The following is a 19123-nucleotide window of genomic DNA, read 5'->3' on the forward strand; positions in this document are numbered from 1 at the left end:
AAGACATAAAAGAATTGAAATGGCAATCCCCTATATGAATAAGGTATAATATACATATAGTGAACCTTTTATATTGTTAAATAAAGGGGCTTATATTCAAAATTCATAAATTAGAAGGTGCAACAATGTTAAGTAGTTTTATTCATTCAGTATTAACATTTTTTGAGGGATTAGGTTATTGGGGCATAATGCTTGGACTTATGATTGAAATTATTCCAAGTGAGATTGTCCTTGCTTATGCGGGATACTTAGTATTCAATGGTAGTATCTCATTTGTAGGCGCAGTTATATTCGGTACAATTGGTGGTGTTATTGCCCAAATCTTTGTTTACTGGATTGGTCGATATGGTGGTCGCCCTGTATTAGAACGTTACGGTAAGTATATTTTCATACATAAAAAACAAATGGATGCTGCTGAAGATTGGTTTAATCGTTACGGAACTGGCGTAATTTTCACTGCACGTTTCATTCCTATCGTTCGTCATGCGATATCAATTCCTGCTGGTATTACAAAAATGCCATTACTACGTTTCACTACATTAACAGCACTTGCGATCATCCCTTGGTCTATCATTTTCATTTATTTAGGTGAGAAACTAGGTGAAAATTGGGAGAATATTAACGATATTGCTGGACCGTATGTGAAATCGTTCGCTATCGGTGGCGTTGTACTTATACTTTTATATTTCGTAATAAAAAAGTGGACAAAAAAACGTAAAAATCTTGCTTAAGATTATAATAAAAACCGCTATAAATTCATTTAGAATTATAGCGGTTTTTTATTATAGGCTTGTTTATATATTATAAATTGCATTATTTCTTCTTTATGCTTTAAGTCATGCTGAATGAGTAATGGAAAATAATTATTTAACCTCACTTTTTTTGTACCAAATTGATAGTCATTATTAAAATTACGAGCAGGAATTCGCTCAATTTGGTCTACTAATTGTTTACGAGTAAAGCTGAATTGATCTAATAGTTCTTCTTTTGAAATACCGGATCTCGCATATTTTATTGCACCCTCATTCATTTCCTCAACACCTGTTGGAACATTGGGTACAGATTGTCCGCTTATAAAGTATGGAATTCTAAACTTCATTAAAAACTCATCCCAAACGATTAAATGTGAAATCACATCCGCGGTTCCCCATGAACCTTTTCTAAAAGGTTTAACCATACATCATTTTAGTTACATACTTCAACGTTTGGCACCAATCTATTAGACTTAACTTTTTTTCTAGAATACTTTCTTTCTCCATAATTCATTCCTTCCTCTTTCACACTAATAATCGATTCATATATAACTTCTAGACATTACATAAAAACCCCTCCAGTCTAAGATTTACATGGATAAGCAACAATTCCACCATAAAATACGTATAGTAACTCAAAAAGGATTGATTCCCTATGCATTGGCAGCAAAAAGTACCATACTTAATCGGACGCCCTGTTGGTGTTTCTCTCATTAATGGGCAAGGGACATCCGGCGTTTTATGCGGTGTTCAAAATAATCAATTATTTGTTTACGAATACCTTTACCAAGCCCAGTTCGCCATGAAACATTATGACTTTAGACAAATTCAAGATATACACGCCTTTCCAAATTGCCCACACCAAAATCCTCTATACTAAAAAACAGGAACGGCTTTATTGCCATTCCTGTTTCTATTGTTTATGCATTATTTTTCAGAGTAATACTTCTGCACTGCTTCATCAAAATAGATCCATCCTTTCCAGCCTAAATGAATTGTATCTTTTAAGAAATACTTATCATATTCATGGCTAGAAAAATCGACTACTGGGTATCCTGCTTTCTCGACTTGATCGCGAACCTTATTATAATACACATCACGACGTTCTTTTGGGAAACCAGCGTAATCATACCACGGTCCGTTTACAGGCACAGAAATAAAGAGTGGTTTTACATTTTTTTCTTTGAAAAGATCTAAAACAATTTGTAAGTCATCATATTCTGGTGAATCATCATACGATTCATTTGCTCTAAAGTTTTTTAAACCTTTTAATTTTTTCTTTAAATTATGTTTATAATAATATGGATTTTCAATTCCGAATGTATTTGTTGTGGATCCTACTTTACCTTCTTGTTCCGCATGTTTACGTGCATCTTCCCAAGAAAGCGAACGTAATCCCATATTTGTTTCCTCTTTCATCGGTTCGATCTTAAATAGAGAGTTAAATAAATCTCGATGATCTAAAATGTTCCGGTACATATACGCTAGCGGTTTAGCTAGTCCAGCTTTTATGTTATGTTTTGTATCGTTATATACAATACTTTCTAGCGAACTATTTAATATCGCATCCTTACGAACAACTTTATAATCTAGTAAACGTTTCGCGATTTTCCTCTTCATTTCAGGCTTTATTTCGTCATTAAAAATAAAGTGATAGGCTTGTTGTTTGGAGAAATTATTTGTAAAATCCCCTTGTGATACACCGGTTTTTGTAAACCATTGTGGTGAAAGAACAAAGACTACCTTTTTATCTTCTAATTCATCCATTGTAGACGTCATATTTAATATATGAGCCAAGCTTTGCGTACCACCAGTCCCTATTAAAAATGGAGTAAAACCTGCTGGATTTACTTTAAAATAGTTAGATGGATGATATGCATCCATTCGTAAAAACTCTGATGAACCATACATCGGTAAATACTGCGAATTCTCTAACATTTTCTGTTGCAAGAAAACACTTTGTAATTTCTCTTTTTGTAAGGACGTTGCTGCATCTTCTATCTTTTTATCGCTTAATAGTGATACTAAACTCTTAGATGGAATAAGCAATACAATGAAAAAGAGTACACAGGCTAAAATAATTGGTCCGAAAGCATGCTTCATCTTCATCGTTTATTCCTCTTTCTATTACGAATAAATTGTAACCCTTGTTTATGACACGTCATCATTTTTCTCCTTTTTTCTATACATGTCCCATTCTATTTATCTATTATATACATGTATGTATTTCCTCCCTTGCTCTATTAAGTCCTATACAAATAGCGCAAGAAAATGCTTCCAAAGAAACATGTTAATTATACAAGATTCTACATAAATTTCACACTGGAATTTATGTAATAATTTTATTTTTAAGTGATGAAAAAACTTATAAAATGTCTATAATTCATTTGAAGCCATAAGAAAAAACAGACTATCACATACGTGAAGTCTGTTTCTCCATCACTTTATTTTTGTACATCTGCCCATTTTAAACTTGTAGCTGGACCGAATTGATGTACATATAATTCTTTCACATATGGTTTTTGTAAGTAAGAAAGACCGCGCTGGAATACTGGTGCAATTACCGCATCATCAAGGAGCACTTTTTCCGCATCTTGCAGTGCTTTCCAACGAGCTTTTTCATCATTACCTAATTCTGTTTTAATCTTCTTAATTAACGCATCATACTCTGGATTTGCATATCCTGTATTATTTACGGTACTTCCCGAAAGGAAAACTTCTAAGTATGTCATTGGATCTGGATAATCAGGTAACCAGCGTGATAACGACATTTCGTATTCTTTTTTCTTCTCTAATGCTAGTTTTTGCGTATGTGGTTGTAATTTCACATTTACTTTTAGCCCTGGTAAGTTTTTCTCAAGCTGTTCTTTTATATATTCGCCTACTTTTTTAAAGTTCTCTAAGTCATAGTTTAATAGTTCTAACGTCACTTCATTTGTGCCTGTCTCTTGCTTCGCCTTTTCCCAATATTCCTTTGCCTGTTTTACATCCGTCTTATTAAACTCGCCTGCTGTACTTCTAAAATCTTTCTTATCTGGTCCTTTTAAGAATCCTTTTGGTACGTAGTAGTTCGCCGCAACTGATCCGTCATTTAAAAATGATGTCGCCAAGCCCTTTTTATCAAACACTGTACTTAGCGCAAGACGTGCATTTTTATTTTTAAGAATCGGCACATTTTCATTGAAACGGAAGAAATACATAACAGGATCTGTATATTGTTTCAGCTCTTTATTATTTTTATATTTATCTACGAATTCTGTTGAAATGACAGCTCTATCAACTTTATCTGTCTCATATAAATTTACCGCAGTTGAAATTTCTTTAACAATTTGATAGTTTACTTCATCTAACTTCACTTCTTTTTTATCCCAATACTTATCATTTTTCTTCATTGTAAAACTTGCTTCATGCTTCCACTCTGATAATGTAAACGGCCCATTGTATATCGCTTTATTTGCTTCTAACCCGTATTTATCGCCTTGCTCCTTCGCATATTTTTCATTAATTGGATAGAAAGATGGTAAAATGAGTAGTTTCGTAAAATACGGTACAGGATGTTCCAGCTCTACAACGAACGTTTTATCATCCTTTGCTTTCACACCTAATTCTTCTAAGCCTAATTGTTTCTTATTTATCTTCTCCGCATTTTTCACATCGTACGCGATATATGCATATTGAGAGGCTGTATCTGGATTTATAAGTTGCTTCCAAGCATATACGTAATCATGAGCTGTTACTGAATCGCCGTTAGACCATTTCGCATCACGCAAGTGGAATGTATAAGTCTTTCCGTCTTTACTCACTTCATATTTTTGTGCTCCCGCTTGGATCACTTCATCATTTTTCGATAAACGGAATAACCCTTCCATTACATTGTTTAAAACATTAAACGATACGGCGTCTGTTACTTTTCCGGAATTTAGTGACGGAATTTCACCCGTTTCTAATAGTTGTAATACTTTCTTCTCATCTTTCGGTTTTGTAGCTGTTTTTTCTTTAGCACAGCCTACTAAAAATGAAGATACAAGTAGAGTACTAACTAATGAGTAGCGAACAACCTTTTTCATATAAAGCCCCCCTATCTTTTTTAAGGTAAGTAACGACGAGCACCAGCGTATTCTTCTATATATCCTGGTGTATTTAGCGGTATAATTTCTACCGATCTTTCAGCCTTTGGAGAGTGAATCATATTTCCATCACCAATATACATGGCAACGTGATGAACACTACCTTTTCCTTGATTATGTGCAAAGAATATTAAATCGCCCTTTTGTAGGTTTTCTTTACCAACCGCAATTCCTGCTTTTGATTGTGGCCCAGAATCCCTCGGTATTGTAATGCCATGTGATTTATAAATCGTATGTGTAAATCCAGAGCAATCAAATCCAAAACCACTTGTACCAGCCCATATATACGGTAATCCTAAAAACATTTTTCCGGTGTTTATTAAGTCATCAGCGGTTGGAGTCGGAATATCATTTTGAGAATGGTAAACAGTTCCATCACTTTTCCGTAGCCACGCCTTCTGACCATTTGGCAACAATACGCGGTATGAGATCGTATCTTCACTTAATAGCGGTAAACGCGTATTATAACTGACTTCAAGCGATTTATGTTTTTCAGAAGGGTTAATATATACAATTGCTGTCGGTTTCGTTATTAATACGAAAGGTTCGTTTGTTTTATCTACAAATTCTTGATTATACGTTAATTGTTTTTCAGGCATCCACCCTGGATAACCTTCTTCATTTCGCGGCGTTGGCTGTCCGTGCACTAGTACTTTTACCCAATCACCTTTTTTATCAATTACTGTTACTTCTTGACCGAGTAGCGCTTGCGTTTCTAATTTATTTGCACTCGTTAACCAAAGCTTCTCATCTAGCGTCATTGATTTCGTCCACTTCCATAAATCAACTGGATTTGTCGCACTCGGTGCATCAATTGGTCGTAATGAATCTGGTGCAGTCCATAACGTTGCAGCAGATACATCTATAAATGCTTTACTATCCTTCTTCTCTTCAGCATTCACCGAAGTAAACGATGAAAATATAAATAAAGTTGTTAAAAATGCAGTTCCTACTTTTTTCATATATATCCCCCTTAAAAGATAGTTTACTAGGTACTACTTCTAAGATTGCATATTCACTATAGAATGCAGGTTTACCTTTGGACCATTGTAAGTCATCCCTTCTGGCTCTTCTACTAACCATAACGGTGCATCAAGATCAAAGTAATGAATATTCGGATGAGCCGCAGCTAAATGGGCAACAGCGCTAACTGAAAGTGAAGGTTCCATCATACTTCCAACCATACACTTCACACCTGCTGCTTCCGCAATATCTGCAATTTTCCAGGCTTCTCGTATGCCGCCGCATTTCATTAATTTAATATTAAGTAGGTCTGCATATCCTCCTTGGACAATCTTTAATGCATCGCTTGCCGAAAACATACTTTCATCTGCCATAATAGGCGTTTGTACATTGTCCTTCACGTACTTTAATCCTTCCCAATCTTTCGCATGAACTGGTTGTTCTACAAATTCTATATTTAAATTTCTATTCTCCATTTCTCTAATAATAGAAACCGCTTCTTTCGGTTTCCATCCTTGATTTGCATCTAAACGTAACGTCGTATTCTTTGGAACTACATTTCGAATTGCCTCTATGCGTTCTAAATCTAGATGTGCCTCTTTACCCACCTTAATTTTTAATGTTTGGAATCCCTTTTCGATATGCTTTTTCGCTTCTTTTGCCATTAATAAAGGTTCATCCACACTTACTGTAATATCAGTATAAATCTCTTTCTTCCCACCCAGTAATGCGTATAACGGTATGTTGTGAAATCGACAATATACATCGTATAAAGCCATATCTACCGCCGCTTTCGCACTTGTATTTCCTATACAGCTCATTTGAATGTGTAACAATAACATTTGAAATTGCAGCACATCTTTATCAACTAATACGGAGCGAATTGGCCCTAATATTGCTTCCTCAATCCCGTTGGCAAAATCACCTGTAATAACCGGTGTTGCTGCAGCAGCTCCTTTTCCAACAATCCCTTCATCTGTATGAATAAACACATCTATACTTTCGATTTCCGTTACAGTGCGAAGCGCAGTTTTAAACGGTGTATGAAGCTTTACATGTCGGCGGTTTACCTTCACATCGGTAATTTTCATTTTGTTCATCCTTTCATTGTTTATAGAGTGATACTTTAATATCCGGGTGGCTTTTCCGTTAATGCGAAACAAAAAAATCCAGCCATAAGAAGATTCTTACGGCTGGATTTTGTCTATGAATGGGTAGACAAAGCAGCGATCTGATTATATTTTTTCTGTGCATCCTTTAGCGCTACAAGTAGCGCCTTTTGAGACGAACCGAAGTACCGATTTTTTATTTCTGTTACTAATGCTGGGTCATTAATATTTTTATGTAGAAACAAATATTTAACAAATTGAGATGTTAATGCAATTGTGGCTGAGCAATCTGCATCTACAATTTCCCCTGTATCCTTCTCAAGTACAAATGCTACAAAATAACTTTTGAACTTTTCGGTAATGGGATTATTTTGAGGTGCTTTCGCATCCCCTACGACGTAAATTGTATTTGAAGCGTACACAGCTATCTTCCTTTCTTATACGAGGATAACGGTTTTCTTAACAGACGTATAAGCTGTTAACTCAACGTTGATTAAAAAATGTATCCGCTTACCTTGTATTATATACAATTGACAGAATTTTAACAATATTTATTTTGACATATATTCCATAATTATGAAAATCTCTTAAAACAATTAAAATTGGCTCAAACTTCTCATTTTTACAATATGTCATTGCTCCTTGTACCATGACATTCACACTACAAACAACTTTTCCCTCATACATCAAAAAACAGTTAGCTATCGCTAACTGTTCCACCACTTCACTTTGGCAATACGAATATTGTTTCGTTTGACTTAGAAAATTGATACTCTTTTCTAGCAAACTTTAAAATCTCTTCTTCATTATCTGTTAAATTCTCAATGTTAGTCTTTAAAGAACCTTGATCTTTCTTTAAAGAAACTAATTGTTTCTTTTGATTTGTTATTGTATTTTTTTTGCCATTAATTACTTCTTGTTGTTTCGTTAAAATATATTGAACGTACAAAGTAGTCGCAGCAATAAAAATGAACATGAAAATAAAACGCCTTAACTTCTTCTTATTTATAGTTCGCTTGTCGTTAGGCTGTGATAGTTGCTCTGGTATATTAGGAACATTGACTCTTTTGAGTTTCCTCATTTTCAAATCCCCCTAACCCATATTTTCTCACTACCATAGGCACGATCTCTTACTAACTTAAATTCTATTCTTATAAAATAACCTCCTTCACAAAAAAATCTCACAAATTAACCAATTAGAGATAGCGTTCGACGACATCTCTGTATTTAAAATGAGAATTTTTATTTATGCTGCTATAAAATAGTAGTTTATGTTATTCTTTTTCCCCAATTGTAGAAAACATTTTTACACATATAAATTCTAGTTTTGCATACCGATGTTATAACATGCTTACAAGGAGGAAAAATGATGCACTACCGTACATTAGGTAAAACTGGAATTACTGTTTCTGAAATTGGCTTTGGAGCGTGGGCGATTGGCGGCGATGAATGGGGTCCTGTTAACGACAAACAATCTATAACCGCTATGAAGAAAGCAATTGAATGTGGCGTAAACTTTATTGATACTGCTGATGTATACGGATTAGGACATAGTGAAAGGTTAGTAACTCAAGCGATAAGAGAGCACCGTAATAATATCGTTTTATCAACGAAAGGCGGTTTAATTGGGCATCACTATGATCCAAGTGGAGAGCCTGTTTATAATACTGCAGAAAAAGTGATCGCAGTATTTGAAACTAGCTTACTGCGCCTAGAAACAGATTATATTGATGTTTATTTCTGTCACATTTGGTGGGATAAACAAGAAGAAACAGAAGCATTTTTACGAGCATTTGAAATATTAAAACGGGACGGAAAAGTAAGAGCTGTTGGTGTTTCAACTCACGACATACAATATATAAAACACTTCAATAAAAACAATGAAATTGATGTTGTGCAACTTGATTACAACATATTAAACCGAAAACCAGAAAACGACATACTGCCCTACCTACAGGAGAACAATTTAGGAGCTGTTATACGCGGCCCTTTAAAAATGGGGATATTAACTGGAAAATTTACAAATAAAACAACTTTTCTTGACGGAGATTTACGCCAAGAATGGCCAAAAGAAAAGTGGTTTCAAGAAGATTTACAAAAAGTAGAGAAACTACGATTACTCTCAAATGAAAATCAAACCTTAGGGCAACTTGCACTTCGTTATGTCCTCACTCATCCAGCGGTATCGGTCGCAATTCCTGGCGCAAAAACAGAAAAACAAGCGAAAGAAAATGCAGACTCGTCTATCCGTCCGATTCTTACAGATGAGGAATTAGCGCATATTCAGTCAATATAAAACAAGACGAGCAGCTGGAAATATCCAACTGCTCGTCTTGTTTTACTTTTAATATTTTAAATCTATATCATATTCCATTCTCTTCGCTGTTTCTTCAGCAACCTCAGCACCCAACAAATTTTTCACAATATGAAATGACATATCAATTCCAGCTGAAATTCCTCCAGACGTAATAATATGCCCCTCATCTACAAACTTTACATTTTCTAATACTTCCACATTCGGAAAATCATTTCTAAAACTTTCAATACTTGCCCAATGTGTTGTCGCTTTGAAGCCATCGAGTAATCCAGCTTTCGCAAGTAAAAGCGCACCGGTACAAACAGAAGTCATTAACTTTACTTCTTTCATTTGCTCGCGGATCCAATTTGTTATTATTTCATTTTTCATTTCGTTTTCTCTAACACCTAACCCACCAGGAATAATTAAAATATCAACTGGAGGCAAGTTTTCGATACTATAGTCCGGTTGTACCTTTAATCCATTTCTCGCTGTAATCATTTCTCCATCTTGACTAACAGTATGAACTGTAAATGGTTGACCTTCACTTGTTGCTGTAACGGAAAAAACTTCAAATGGACCCGCAAAATCTAACACTTCCACTTCATTAAAAAGAAAAATCCCTACATTCCAGTGGCTAATCATAAGCTCACTTCCTCTTGCAAATGATGTAATAGGGATTCATAGCCTTTTTCTAAAGCAATATCATATGCGGTTTTCCCATCATTTTTCTTAATCATTTTATTAGCACCATTTTCAAGAAGTAATATAATGATTTCTTCATTTCCTAATAACGCTGCTTCATGAAGTCCTGTCCAGCCACCACTTTGAACTGCATTCACATCTGATCCCTTTTCAATTAAGAAAGCTACAAGCTCGCTTTGTTTGTTCGCAATTGCTGCTTGAAGTGGCGTATTTTCATTTTCGTTTTTTGCTCTAATATGTATATCTGCACCCTGTTCTAAAAGGAAGCTTGCTAGTTCTTTCTGTCCAAAATAAGCTGCTAAATGAAGTGGTGTCCAGCCATCTTCACTAAATTCGTTAACAACACTTGGATCCGTATTAATGATTTCTACTACCTTTTCTTTTTCACCGCTTATGACTGCTTGTGATATTGATATGATTTGTTTCATAATGAACCTCCATGTATACAAATATTAAGTACCCCTTAATAAATTCCATTAATAATCACATGTTCCTTTCTAAATAATTAAGTTTACATAATAATATTATTTTTATAATTCGCTATCCTAATAAAAAAACAACCGACTCTAATGAGTAGATTGTTTTTGAATTTCATTTTTATATTTTTTTAAAAAAATATCATTTTCACTTACAACTAATAAACATTAATAAAAATGAAATGAAATTATATATTTAGCAGCCATAAACTCTTCACATATCAAAACCGGCTATTTACTTAAATTAATAGTTTTTTATCATTTGAAAATAAAAATGGAATTTATCCTTACATTTGAAAAATACATATATAGCAAGAATCTATAGCAGTACACTTATCATACTAATCTATAACAATTCTGCCTTCTTCCCTTACCTGTATCCTTTAAAACATAAGACTTTAAAACGAGTGCTGTTAGTGAATCTGTTAATGTTTTATATGATAAATTTGAAAGAGCTAATAGATCGTTCGTATATAACATTCTATGCTTCTCTAATAATAATAGTACTAATCGTTCTGACGGTTTTAAAGTTTCATCACTTTCTAGTATAAAATCTACATTTTTCATATTCCTACTTCTTACTCCTTATATAAAAAAATGATTTTAGTAGTTATTTAATATAAAAATACTACATAACAAATTTGAAGATATATCGAAATAACATAACACCCAAACACTTTTATACTATAACATAAAAAAGACATTTCCCCAAATTGAAAATGCCTTTTTATATCTACTTCTCTTTTTTATATAATTGATATGATTGTTCTAGCCCTTTATTATATTTCGTATTATTATCTGTCCATTCTCCCCCTAAATTTCCTGGCCACCCTGATGTATTAGCAACATATTTAAGCAACTCCCAGTCCTGCAATCCTTTTTTCACACCACGTTCATACGATTTGACCATACTTGAAATTGCTATCGTTGTATTTATACGCGAATCCACTAAACTCTCTTCCGATAATTGCGCTGGTGCTAATCCACCACGATGTAATTGGAATAATCCGAAAGATGTTCCGTTATCCCCTATCGCTTTTCGATCAAATTTTGTTTCATGATCAGCAATAGATAATGGTATCCAATCTGGAATATCATACCTCTTTGCAACTTCACTAATTACTTGTTTATTATTTTTAATCTCTTTCTGCTTTTCATAATTAATATAAATTACATAACTTAAAGTAACTAACGTAAATAATATGAATATATATTGTAGTGCCTTTTTCATCATTTCATCTCCTGCTTTGTATATGTTTCACTTTCTATATACACTATAAGACTTTTATGTGACATTCATTTGACAAAATGATATTAATTATACATAAACTGTTACAGTTTTAACTATCAATCTAAAAACTACAATTCTTCTAAAAGACTCCTTCAACACATAAAAACAATCAGCCTTTCATGTATAGTACATGAAAGGCTGATTGTTTTTCACTACACTTTTTTATGTATACAGTATATCCCTCTATAACAAAACAAATTGAAATTACTGATAAAATTGTACCTTGGATTTCATAAAATGCAGTAAAGAATTTTCCGCTTGGTCTATCCCAAATTTCTAATGAACCCGCGTAAATTGCGAAAGTTATATATGTAAGGTCAAATAGGAGAATTCCCGAAAGAACATAGGTTACTCCACTATTTTTCATTATTAGCTCACCTCCATTAATTTTATTTGTGAATAAAACAAAAAAGACCTTTATACGTTAAAGATCTTTTTCATCTTATTTTGTTACAAAAAACGCCAGAATCTAAAACAAAAACTTACTTTATGATTAACATCTCCATATACAAATTAAAGACTATAAGGTTACCAGCGTCTTCTCGATTATCATTTTCACATTAAATGTTTCTTGCAATATGCGGTTTGCTGTAATGACTCGTTCCACCGCCACCTACTATTACTTTACCGCCTTTTTCGAAGATTAATAATTTACTTGAACCATCTGAAAGTAAAACTATTACTTCAGCATGATCACTTGTCGCTACATAGATTACATAACCACTTTTTGAAATACAAGTTTCCCAATGCTTATCAAATTCTGATCTTACAACTCGATTAGAATACACTTGATTTTCAATTCTTCCTTGTTCTTCGTTTTCCAAGTTTATTCCTCCCACTTCTCTAAAGTGTCATTTATAGTAAAATAACAGCCCATTTAAAATAGTGACTGACTTTAACATAAATAGTATATGTAGTTAGTAGGAGAATGCTTGGACAATGAAAACGTAACAGCATTTAAGTAATTTATAATCGAAACTTCTCCTTATTTTTATGAATATTCTCTACATTATTCGTTTCGTACAGCTTCAAAAGTAATAATTTGTTCTGCATTTGACGGTTGCTTTTCATAAACATAGTCAGCAGAGCAAGTAATGTCAGTGAAACCTATACTTTCTAAAAGGAGTCTAAACTCTTCTATTCCATACCACCGCATTGCAAAACGTTGTAGTTCAGTTTGTACTAACTTTCCTGTACTCCATTTTTCATATTTTAAATATGATACAGTTACTTGGTTAAGCCAATCTATTTCAATTGATTTATTTTCTAATGTAATTCCGTCCCCGCTTGGCAAGGAAAAAGTCGATGTATGAATCTCACCCGTCTTCCAGTCATATGGAAGCGCAAGATCTACAATTAAACGCCCGCCTAGATTAAGATGTCGATAAAAACATTTCAGAGCATTTATAGAATCATCACGATTTTCAATTAAACAAAAGGATCCAGTAGGAATTATTATCGCTTCATATTTATGTGGCAGTGAAAATTGTTGTAAGCTTCCTTCATATAAATTAGGATGCAAGCCTCTCTCTTTACACCGCATACGGCAAGAATCTAGCATTTCAGGCGAATAATCTATCCCATCAACTTTAAAGCCAGCTTCAAGAAATGGAATAATGACACGTCCCGATCCTACTGCTGCTTCGAGAATTCTCCCTTTACAACTCTTTAAACGATCTTGATAATATTCAATATCACCATTCAAAGCGTAACCGACAGGTTTTGTGAAATCATATAATTCCGTACAAAGTGTACTATAATAACTAAACATTTATTTTCTCCTCCGTTTTATGTGTACGGAAGATTCTAACTTACTTAATCTTTCCGTACCTCAAATTTTAATGAGAATTCGAAAGAGCTGACTGTCATAATATATCACTCGCTTTCCATAGAATATAATCATATTGTATAATATTCCCTTCAAAATGAACATATAGAAACCAAAATTCAGACTTATACTGAAAGGAGGATATGATGAATTCATTAATTGGATTTCTTTTTCTTCTTATCGCTATTAATGTTCTAATTTTCTTTATAGCAAAGCAGTATAAACGAATATGGAAAATAGCCAGTGGTATTTTCATTCTTTCTTCCCCCATTTTTTTCTTTGCCACTATGCACGTAATTGGAGAAAAAGTAGGAGATGGATTAGCTGGAGGTTTTGCCGCTTTTACCTTTAGTGGCCTTTTAATCATTAATGCAATTTTTTTATTTGTTGTAAATATTATTATATCTACCAATAGAAATGCATAATACACTCCCTATGTTTGTAGGCATTTCTATTTCAAAATTTAAAGAGCTTACTATAGTAAGCTCTTTATCAAAAACTATTTATTTCACAATCGGCAATGTAACTTCACTCAATTTCACCGTTAGCTTCGTTCCTGCTTTCGGTCTAATTGTATAATCGTAATCACTTGCGATTAAAATGACCCCCATTTGATGCCCTGCTTTAAATACATAATCATCTGGCTGCATGTCCCATGTAAATGTGTAATCTTTACCAGGTTGAATCGCTGTTGAATTTTCTATACTATTTAAGTTTTGCGGATCCATCCAACCTCTCGTTACAATTTCAGGCCTCGCTCCGCCATAATCAACAAGTAAAGCTGTTAAATTTGAAACAGATCGATCAATATTTCCTGTTATTGAAATTTTAGGCGTACCACTTATTCGCATATCTTTTTGCAGTACAGGCATTGTATATACTAATCGATTCGCTATTTCTAACTCAGGGTTTTCTACTAGTTGATTTGACTTTATTTTAGCATCATCTACTAATGAGAAAACATTGTTTACTGATCCCATACTTAATGGTAGATTGACTGCTTTATTACTTAAATACATACGGACTTTTGATGGTACAGCTGCTGGATCTGGCCAATTTTTTATTTTTTGCCACGATTTATTTTCACGTTGTACATCTACCATCGGTTCATCCATAATTCCATTTTCAATTCCATATAACCAATAATCGAACCATTTATTTTGGGTTTGTTGCCAGTTATTACTTGATGTTCCGCCATGTCCACCTTGATGTAACCACATTTTACGAGGAACATTATTTTTGCCAAGAGCTTCCCACCACTGTGCGAACTGCTTCGTTTTTACATTCCAATCATTTAAACCGTGAACAACAAACACACTAGCCTTCACATTCTTAACATCTTTTACATAGTTACGTTTATCCCAAAAATCGTTATAATCGCCTGTTTTACGATCTTGTCCAGCTGTTAGTTCTTTAATAATTTGCCCGCAAACTTCAGGGTTCTTTCTTGTTAGTACTGCTTCTGCCATATTATCTGTATCTTCTCCCTGATATCCACCTGGCGCAATAACCGCCCCATTTGCACGATAATAATCATACCAGCTACTAATCGCTGCGATTGGAATAATTGTTTTTAACCCTTCCACTCCTGTCGTTGCGACAGCATTCGGTAACGTACCATTGTAAGAAACTCCTGTCATTCCTACATTTCCCGAAGACCAATTTGCATTTACTTCCTTACCATCCTCTGTATATGCTTTCGCACGCCCATTTACCCAATCAATGACAGACTTCGTCCCTAGTATTTCTTGTTCATCTCCAGTTGTCGGACATCCATCTGATTTTCCAGTTCCGATACTTTCGCCTAAAATGACTGCATATCCTCTCGGAACATAATAATTACCATACGACCCAAGATTAACTGCCCCATACGGTTTTCCTTCATACGCATACAATTCTTCATCAACATTATAAACAGGAACATCTTTTAATCCTGATCGATATGGACTCATTTCATAAATAACGGGGACTTTCACATCTGAGTTCGTCTTTGGACGCATAACCTTTACTGATACACGATCTTTTTTACCATCACGATCACTATCAACTTCTGTCTCTACAAATAGATTTTCTACGATGGCTTCATCAAGTGAATAGATTGGCTTCGTCATCCCATTTTCTAATTCAATTTTCGTATTTGACATTAAACCCTCTGAAATTTGACCATTTAACATAACATTTTTGTCTTTTACGGAGCTCCCTTCATTTTTTTCTGCATGTGCAGTCATACTAGAAACTCCTGAAGTAATTGTTAAAGATAATATAGTCGATAGTGTAATTGCTATTTTCTTTTTCTTCATGCCCTTCCCTCCCCATATATTCCTTCTTTTACTATACATTAAAAATGCAGAAAATTCAGTTTATATTTCGTAGAAAGTTGAGAAATTTGTAAAACATTCGAATCTTTCAAGATAATAGAAAAGGAACTAATAACAATTAGTTCCTTTCTATATACATATAAAATTGTATTTCCCCACCTACTACCGAAACCCCGTATTCAAATCTATGCCTTTCTAAAATACTTTTTACAATCGCTAATCCTAATCCAGTACCTGATTTTTCTTTACTGCGAGAAGACTCTAATACGTAAAAAGGCTCCCAAATTTTATCTATCTCTTTAATTCCCTCAGCGGCAATACCATTTTGAATTTGAAAATGCACAATGTCATTTTTCTCTTCTAATGTGATTTTTATATTTTGATTCGTTGTATATTTTATCGCATTAGAAATTAAATTTTGAAAGACCATTCTCATTTTATTTAAATCAGCATAAACAATCGTGTCACCAACACTATAGTTCACTTGCAACTTGATTTCTTTCGACTCCAGTTCAATCTTATGCTTATCTATTATACTTTGTACTAGTGGTTCAATAGGGAATTCTTCTTTTCGTAAAATATCTCTTTCTAGTTTGGAAAATCGCAATAACTCTTCAATTAAATTTGAAATTTGATCTGTTTGTTTAATGATTGTATCAACATATGTGCCATCATCTAAACCGTCTTTTATTCCCATAGAATATGCTTTTACTAATGCGATTGGTGTTTTTAATTCATGAGTTACATCGCCCATAAATCGTTTTAAGTGGTCATTTCGATCTGTTAAATCTTGATGTGCTTCATGTAATTTATCACTCATAATGTTTATACTATTTGCTAAATCACCTATTTCATCATTCGTTTTAACTTTCGTCCGTTTAAATTTCAGACGTGAAATATCTTCTGCGACATCACTCAATTCATTCAGTGGTGTAGTGATTGTTTTTGAAAAAATCCAGACGAGCACGATAATAAGAAATAGTGAGAATCCCAAAATGTATAAATAAAATGAGTTAAGCGTTTTAATTATTTCATTTGAATGTGCGATAGAAACTCCTACTAAAATCAACATATCATCTTTCGCAATGTATTTCGCAAAAAAACTAGATTTTATCTTTTCTTGATCATATATTTTATTCGATTGTCCGAGGTTCTTCACTTTCGTAATTTCTTCTTTTGTAATCCAAAGTTTATTCAATGCAACTCTCTTTTTTGTAAGTTGCATGCGTAATTCTTCATTAATAGCATCTTCTGAACTATTTATTGATGTATACGCAATAGTAACATTACCTTCATTTTCAATACGATTTATAGCATCATCCAGTTCTTTACGCGGTATTGACTGGATTTGCGTTGTAATGCCTTCTAAGCTTTCGCGTGTTTTGTGCACATTATATTTTGGTAAAAAATAGTTAATTAATAATAAAGAGATGGCAAAAATAAGGATGACTGTTAAAGAGATGCTGAAAAATAACTTTTTACCGAGTTTATTCACACTCTTCCTCCAAACTGTATCCTAAACCGCGATGTGTCTTTATAATATTTTCTCCTATTTTTTTACGTAATCTTCTTACATGCGTATCAACCGTTCGTTCTTCCCCAAAATAATCAAATCCCCAGACGATATCTAACAACTTTTTCCTCGTTAAAATCGTGCCTTTATGATTTAAAAAGCACTTTATTAATTGTAATTCTGTCTTTGTAATTTCTAATTCTTTCTCATTTTTATATACTTTATTTTTGGTGAAATCTATTTTTAAATCTTGAACTTGAATAACATCTTCATGCTGTACAAGCTTTTTCGCTCGCGTAATTAGCACTCCTGGGTGAAATGGTTTTTTCACATACTCATCTGCCCCACTTTGAAGAGCTGCTAATTCATCTTCACTTTCACTTTTCGCAGTAAGCATTAATACTTTTACACTCGAATTCTTTTTTATTTCCTGACAGACAGTAATACCACTACTTTTCGGCATCATCCAGTCTAAAATAGCTAAGTCAATTTTCTCATCATAAAATATTTGAAGTGCTTCCTCTCCATCCTTTGCTAATAAAACTTCGAAGCCTTCTTTTTCAAAATACGCTTTTAAAATTTTCAGCATATCTTGTTCATCATCCGCAATTAATACTTTCATTACATTTCCTCCATTACTTATAAACAAATATCAATTTTATCATACAACTTCTTTGTTACATCAATGTGACATAAAAATATTTACAACGTTTGAGGGTATAGTAAGTGTGAGGTGTTGTTTCATGTTCAAAAAAATAGGAGTCATTACTCTTCTCTTCTTTTTATTATCAACAAATGCGTTCGCAAATACAAATAAACAAATTGAAGTATTTGATTGTAAAAAAGAAATGGTCGTTCAAAAACAATCTTTAGATCCAGCTATTCAAAAAGAAGCTGTTCAATATGCTAAATCCATTACTGGCCCGTTCAAAAACTTAAACGTCGTTCCGAAAGATGGACATATGATAAAAATCCCATTATCGAAACCTGTTCCTATTACAAATCAATGGTTACATACAACAATTGATGAAGTACTCATCCTTCTCCCACTTAACGAAAAACCTTACATTATGCTTTACGATGATGAAAATAATCCGCATTTTTATTATGTAAAAGGTAATCCGAAAACTTTATTGAAACAAATGAATGTTAAATTATAATTAATTAAAGATCCCGCAAGTATCATTCGCGGGATCTTTCTTTATCAGTTAACAACTTGATTTTCATTTAAAAAATTAATAATCTGCCTTTTGTGATGGTTATCGTGATCTACGAATTCTTTAATAATATATATTAGAGAGTACGGCATTCCAGTATGAGGACAATATGTTACTCCATTGGCAGTTAAATGTTCCTTTAGCTTTCCAATAGACAGTCGGTTAAGCTCTTGAACAAGTAAATCTCTTTTAGCTTGTGCTTCTTCAAGAAGTTTTATCTTAGATATACCTGATTTTGCATAATTAGAGGCTTGTTTATTATATGTATCAAAGTCAGGGAACTCCATTCCCTGTCCATCTCTCACTGATGATAATGTCTCACGTAAAAGATAGTCATCCCAATTCATAATATGAGATACAATCTCACCAATAGTCCATTTCCCCTCTGATATTGGCGCTGTCCACAATTCTTCTTTCATACCTTTCAATGTGGTTATCCATATTGAATAATCTTTAAAATCATTAATAATTTTATTTTCTCCCATCATCTAATCCCCATTCTAATAGTAGATTCAAATAAATTATACC

Annotated in this window: 22 protein-coding genes and 2 pseudogenes; 5 read left to right on the forward strand and 19 right to left on the reverse strand. The window is 33.5% G+C overall.

All coding sequences use genetic code 11. The annotated features are described in order from the left end of the window. The first annotated feature begins 125 nt into the window (after positions 1–125). A complete protein-coding gene (uptA, locus tag QCI77_RS14130) occupies positions 126–731 on the forward strand; it encodes an undecaprenyl phosphate transporter UptA (protein WP_002032601.1) in 606 nt (201 codons plus the stop codon). A gap of 35 nt (positions 732–766) precedes the next feature. Here uptA and QCI77_RS14135 read toward each other — a convergent pair. Further along, positions 767–1259, reverse strand: a pseudogene (locus QCI77_RS14135) (DinB family protein). 148 nt (positions 1260–1407) lie between these two features. Here QCI77_RS14135 and QCI77_RS14140 point away from each other — a divergent pair. After that, on the forward strand, positions 1408–1632 hold the full coding sequence (locus QCI77_RS14140; protein WP_002032598.1) for a hypothetical protein: 225 nt from the start codon (positions 1408–1410) through the stop codon (positions 1630–1632). A gap of 47 nt (positions 1633–1679) precedes the next feature. On the opposite strand, the gene dltD is transcribed toward QCI77_RS14140, so the two are convergent. The 7 genes from dltD to QCI77_RS14175 form a co-directional block, all read right to left on the reverse strand. After that, positions 1680–2861, reverse strand: coding sequence for a D-alanyl-lipoteichoic acid biosynthesis protein DltD (gene dltD / locus QCI77_RS14145; RefSeq protein ID WP_353825087.1), 1182 nt, complete (start codon positions 2859–2861; stop codon positions 1680–1682). 335 nt (positions 2862–3196) lie between these two features. Beyond that, the gene (locus QCI77_RS14150; RefSeq protein WP_353825088.1) at positions 3197–4819 is read right to left on the reverse strand and encodes a peptide ABC transporter substrate-binding protein; all 1623 of its coding nucleotides are present in this window, start codon (positions 4817–4819) and stop codon (positions 3197–3199) included. Between the two features lie 20 nt (positions 4820–4839). Beyond that, positions 4840–5841, reverse strand: a complete 1002-nt coding sequence (locus QCI77_RS14155; protein ID WP_353825089.1) for a C40 family peptidase — start codon at positions 5839–5841, stop codon at positions 4840–4842. A 39-nt stretch (positions 5842–5880) separates the two neighbouring features. Then, on the reverse strand, positions 5881–6942 hold the full coding sequence (locus QCI77_RS14160) for a dipeptide epimerase (protein WP_353825090.1): 1062 nt from the start codon (positions 6940–6942) through the stop codon (positions 5881–5883). Positions 6943–7046: 104 nt separating this feature from the next. After that, on the reverse strand, positions 7047–7373 hold the full coding sequence (locus tag QCI77_RS14165; RefSeq protein WP_002012954.1) for a DUF3870 domain-containing protein: 327 nt from the start codon (positions 7371–7373) through the stop codon (positions 7047–7049). Positions 7374–7461: 88 nt separating this feature from the next. After that, positions 7462–7737 (reverse strand): hypothetical protein, encoded by a 276-nt coding sequence (locus QCI77_RS14170; RefSeq protein WP_002136778.1) that lies wholly within the window; start codon positions 7735–7737, stop codon positions 7462–7464. Next, positions 7676–8032 (reverse strand): FtsB family cell division protein, encoded by a 357-nt coding sequence (locus tag QCI77_RS14175; protein ID WP_002085024.1) that lies wholly within the window; start codon positions 8030–8032, stop codon positions 7676–7678. Before QCI77_RS14175 ends, QCI77_RS14170 begins: the two co-directional genes overlap by 62 nt. Positions 8033–8320: 288 nt before the next feature. Between QCI77_RS14175 and QCI77_RS14180 the strand changes: the two genes are divergently transcribed. Next, positions 8321–9247 carry an aldo/keto reductase gene (locus tag QCI77_RS14180; protein ID WP_002192845.1) on the forward strand — a complete coding sequence of 309 codons (927 nt, stop codon included), beginning with the start codon at positions 8321–8323 and terminating at the stop codon, positions 9245–9247. Between the two features lie 48 nt (positions 9248–9295). Here the strand turns inward: QCI77_RS14180 and QCI77_RS14185 are convergent, their stop codons facing one another. The 7 genes and pseudogenes from QCI77_RS14185 to QCI77_RS14215 all read right to left on the reverse strand — a co-directional run bounded on the left by QCI77_RS14185 (position 9296) and on the right by QCI77_RS14215 (position 13490). After that, positions 9296–9892: a DJ-1/PfpI family protein gene (locus QCI77_RS14185; RefSeq protein WP_113769312.1), complete on the reverse strand. Its 597-nt coding sequence runs from the start codon at positions 9890–9892 to the stop codon at positions 9296–9298. Further along, complete coding sequence (locus tag QCI77_RS14190) at positions 9889–10380, reverse strand: ankyrin repeat domain-containing protein (RefSeq protein ID WP_012261099.1); 492 nt, start codon at positions 10378–10380, stop codon at positions 9889–9891. The genes QCI77_RS14185 and QCI77_RS14190 overlap by 4 nt, the downstream gene beginning before the upstream one ends. A 384-nt stretch (positions 10381–10764) precedes the next feature. Continuing rightward, entirely contained in the window at positions 10765–10995 is a 231-nt protein-coding gene (locus tag QCI77_RS14195) for a hypothetical protein (RefSeq protein ID WP_113769311.1), read from the reverse strand. Positions 10996–11161: 166 nt separating this feature from the next. After that, positions 11162–11662 (reverse strand): invasion protein, encoded by a 501-nt coding sequence (locus QCI77_RS14200; protein WP_002012946.1) that lies wholly within the window; start codon positions 11660–11662, stop codon positions 11162–11164. 209 nt (positions 11663–11871) lie between these two features. Further along, a pseudogene (locus QCI77_RS14205) lies at positions 11872–12086 on the reverse strand (hypothetical protein). Positions 12087–12279: 193 nt separating this feature from the next. After that, positions 12280–12543 (reverse strand): hypothetical protein, encoded by a 264-nt coding sequence (locus QCI77_RS14210; protein WP_098635712.1) that lies wholly within the window; start codon positions 12541–12543, stop codon positions 12280–12282. A 185-nt stretch (positions 12544–12728) separates the two neighbouring features. Then, positions 12729–13490: a class I SAM-dependent methyltransferase gene (locus tag QCI77_RS14215; RefSeq protein WP_353825091.1), complete on the reverse strand. Its 762-nt coding sequence runs from the start codon at positions 13488–13490 to the stop codon at positions 12729–12731. Between the two features lie 203 nt (positions 13491–13693). Here QCI77_RS14215 and QCI77_RS14220 point away from each other — a divergent pair, with 203 nt between their 5' ends. Beyond that, positions 13694–13972, forward strand: coding sequence for a hypothetical protein (locus QCI77_RS14220; RefSeq protein WP_353825092.1), 279 nt, complete (start codon positions 13694–13696; stop codon positions 13970–13972). A gap of 78 nt (positions 13973–14050) precedes the next feature. Here the strand turns inward: QCI77_RS14220 and QCI77_RS14225 are convergent, their stop codons facing one another. The 3 genes from QCI77_RS14225 to QCI77_RS14235 form a co-directional block, all read right to left on the reverse strand. Then, positions 14051–15847 carry a Xaa-Pro dipeptidyl-peptidase gene (locus QCI77_RS14225; protein ID WP_353825093.1) on the reverse strand — a complete coding sequence of 599 codons (1797 nt, stop codon included), beginning with the start codon at positions 15845–15847 and terminating at the stop codon, positions 14051–14053. A 136-nt stretch (positions 15848–15983) separates the two neighbouring features. Further along, complete coding sequence (locus QCI77_RS14230) at positions 15984–17360, reverse strand: sensor histidine kinase (protein ID WP_353825094.1); 1377 nt, start codon at positions 17358–17360, stop codon at positions 15984–15986. Next, positions 17353–18000 carry a response regulator transcription factor gene (locus QCI77_RS14235; protein ID WP_353825095.1) on the reverse strand — a complete coding sequence of 216 codons (648 nt, stop codon included), beginning with the start codon at positions 17998–18000 and terminating at the stop codon, positions 17353–17355. The genes QCI77_RS14230 and QCI77_RS14235 overlap by 8 nt, the downstream gene beginning before the upstream one ends. A 121-nt stretch (positions 18001–18121) precedes the next feature. On the opposite strand from QCI77_RS14235, the gene QCI77_RS14240 reads away from it, so the two are divergent. Continuing rightward, positions 18122–18538, forward strand: coding sequence for a hypothetical protein (locus QCI77_RS14240; RefSeq protein WP_012261104.1), 417 nt, complete (start codon positions 18122–18124; stop codon positions 18536–18538). Positions 18539–18582: 44 nt separating this feature from the next. On the opposite strand, the gene QCI77_RS14245 is transcribed toward QCI77_RS14240, so the two are convergent. Then, positions 18583–19080: a DinB family protein gene (locus tag QCI77_RS14245; protein WP_353825096.1), complete on the reverse strand. Its 498-nt coding sequence runs from the start codon at positions 19078–19080 to the stop codon at positions 18583–18585. Positions 19081–19123 lie beyond the last annotated feature (43 nt).

This window comes from Bacillus cereus group sp. MG9 (genome assembly GCF_040459995.1).
Taxonomy (GTDB): Bacteria; Bacillota; Bacilli; order Bacillales; family Bacillaceae_G; genus Bacillus_A; species Bacillus_A mycoides.

Coding starts and splice junctions, on each gene's coding strand:
- uptA (WP_002032601.1), top strand. CDS start 126: ATGTTAAGTAGTTTTATTCATTCAGTATTAACATTTTTTGAGGGATTA.
- QCI77_RS14140 (WP_002032598.1), top strand. CDS start 1,408: ATGCATTGGCAGCAAAAAGTACCATACTTAATCGGACGCCCTGTTGGT.
- dltD (WP_353825087.1), bottom strand. CDS start 2,861: ATGAAGATGAAGCATGCTTTCGGACCAATTATTTTAGCCTGTGTACTC.
- QCI77_RS14150 (WP_353825088.1), bottom strand. CDS start 4,819: ATGAAAAAGGTTGTTCGCTACTCATTAGTTAGTACTCTACTTGTATCT.
- QCI77_RS14155 (WP_353825089.1), bottom strand. CDS start 5,841: ATGAAAAAAGTAGGAACTGCATTTTTAACAACTTTATTTATATTTTCA.
- QCI77_RS14160 (WP_353825090.1), bottom strand. CDS start 6,942: ATGAACAAAATGAAAATTACCGATGTGAAGGTAAACCGCCGACATGTA.
- QCI77_RS14175 (WP_002085024.1), bottom strand. CDS start 8,032: ATGAGGAAACTCAAAAGAGTCAATGTTCCTAATATACCAGAGCAACTA.
- QCI77_RS14180 (WP_002192845.1), top strand. CDS start 8,321: ATGCACTACCGTACATTAGGTAAAACTGGAATTACTGTTTCTGAAATT.
- QCI77_RS14185 (WP_113769312.1), bottom strand. CDS start 9,892: ATGATTAGCCACTGGAATGTAGGGATTTTTCTTTTTAATGAAGTGGAA.
- QCI77_RS14190 (WP_012261099.1), bottom strand. CDS start 10,380: ATGAAACAAATCATATCAATATCACAAGCAGTCATAAGCGGTGAAAAA.
- QCI77_RS14195 (WP_113769311.1), bottom strand. CDS start 10,995: ATGAAAAATGTAGATTTTATACTAGAAAGTGATGAAACTTTAAAACCG.
- QCI77_RS14200 (WP_002012946.1), bottom strand. CDS start 11,662: ATGATGAAAAAGGCACTACAATATATATTCATATTATTTACGTTAGTT.
- QCI77_RS14215 (WP_353825091.1), bottom strand. CDS start 13,490: ATGTTTAGTTATTATAGTACACTTTGTACGGAATTATATGATTTCACA.
- QCI77_RS14220 (WP_353825092.1), top strand. CDS start 13,694: ATGAATTCATTAATTGGATTTCTTTTTCTTCTTATCGCTATTAATGTT.
- QCI77_RS14225 (WP_353825093.1), bottom strand. CDS start 15,847: ATGAAGAAAAAGAAAATAGCAATTACACTATCGACTATATTATCTTTA.
- QCI77_RS14235 (WP_353825095.1), bottom strand. CDS start 18,000: ATGAAAGTATTAATTGCGGATGATGAACAAGATATGCTGAAAATTTTA.
- QCI77_RS14240 (WP_012261104.1), top strand. CDS start 18,122: ATGTTCAAAAAAATAGGAGTCATTACTCTTCTCTTCTTTTTATTATCA.
- QCI77_RS14245 (WP_353825096.1), bottom strand. CDS start 19,080: ATGGGAGAAAATAAAATTATTAATGATTTTAAAGATTATTCAATATGG.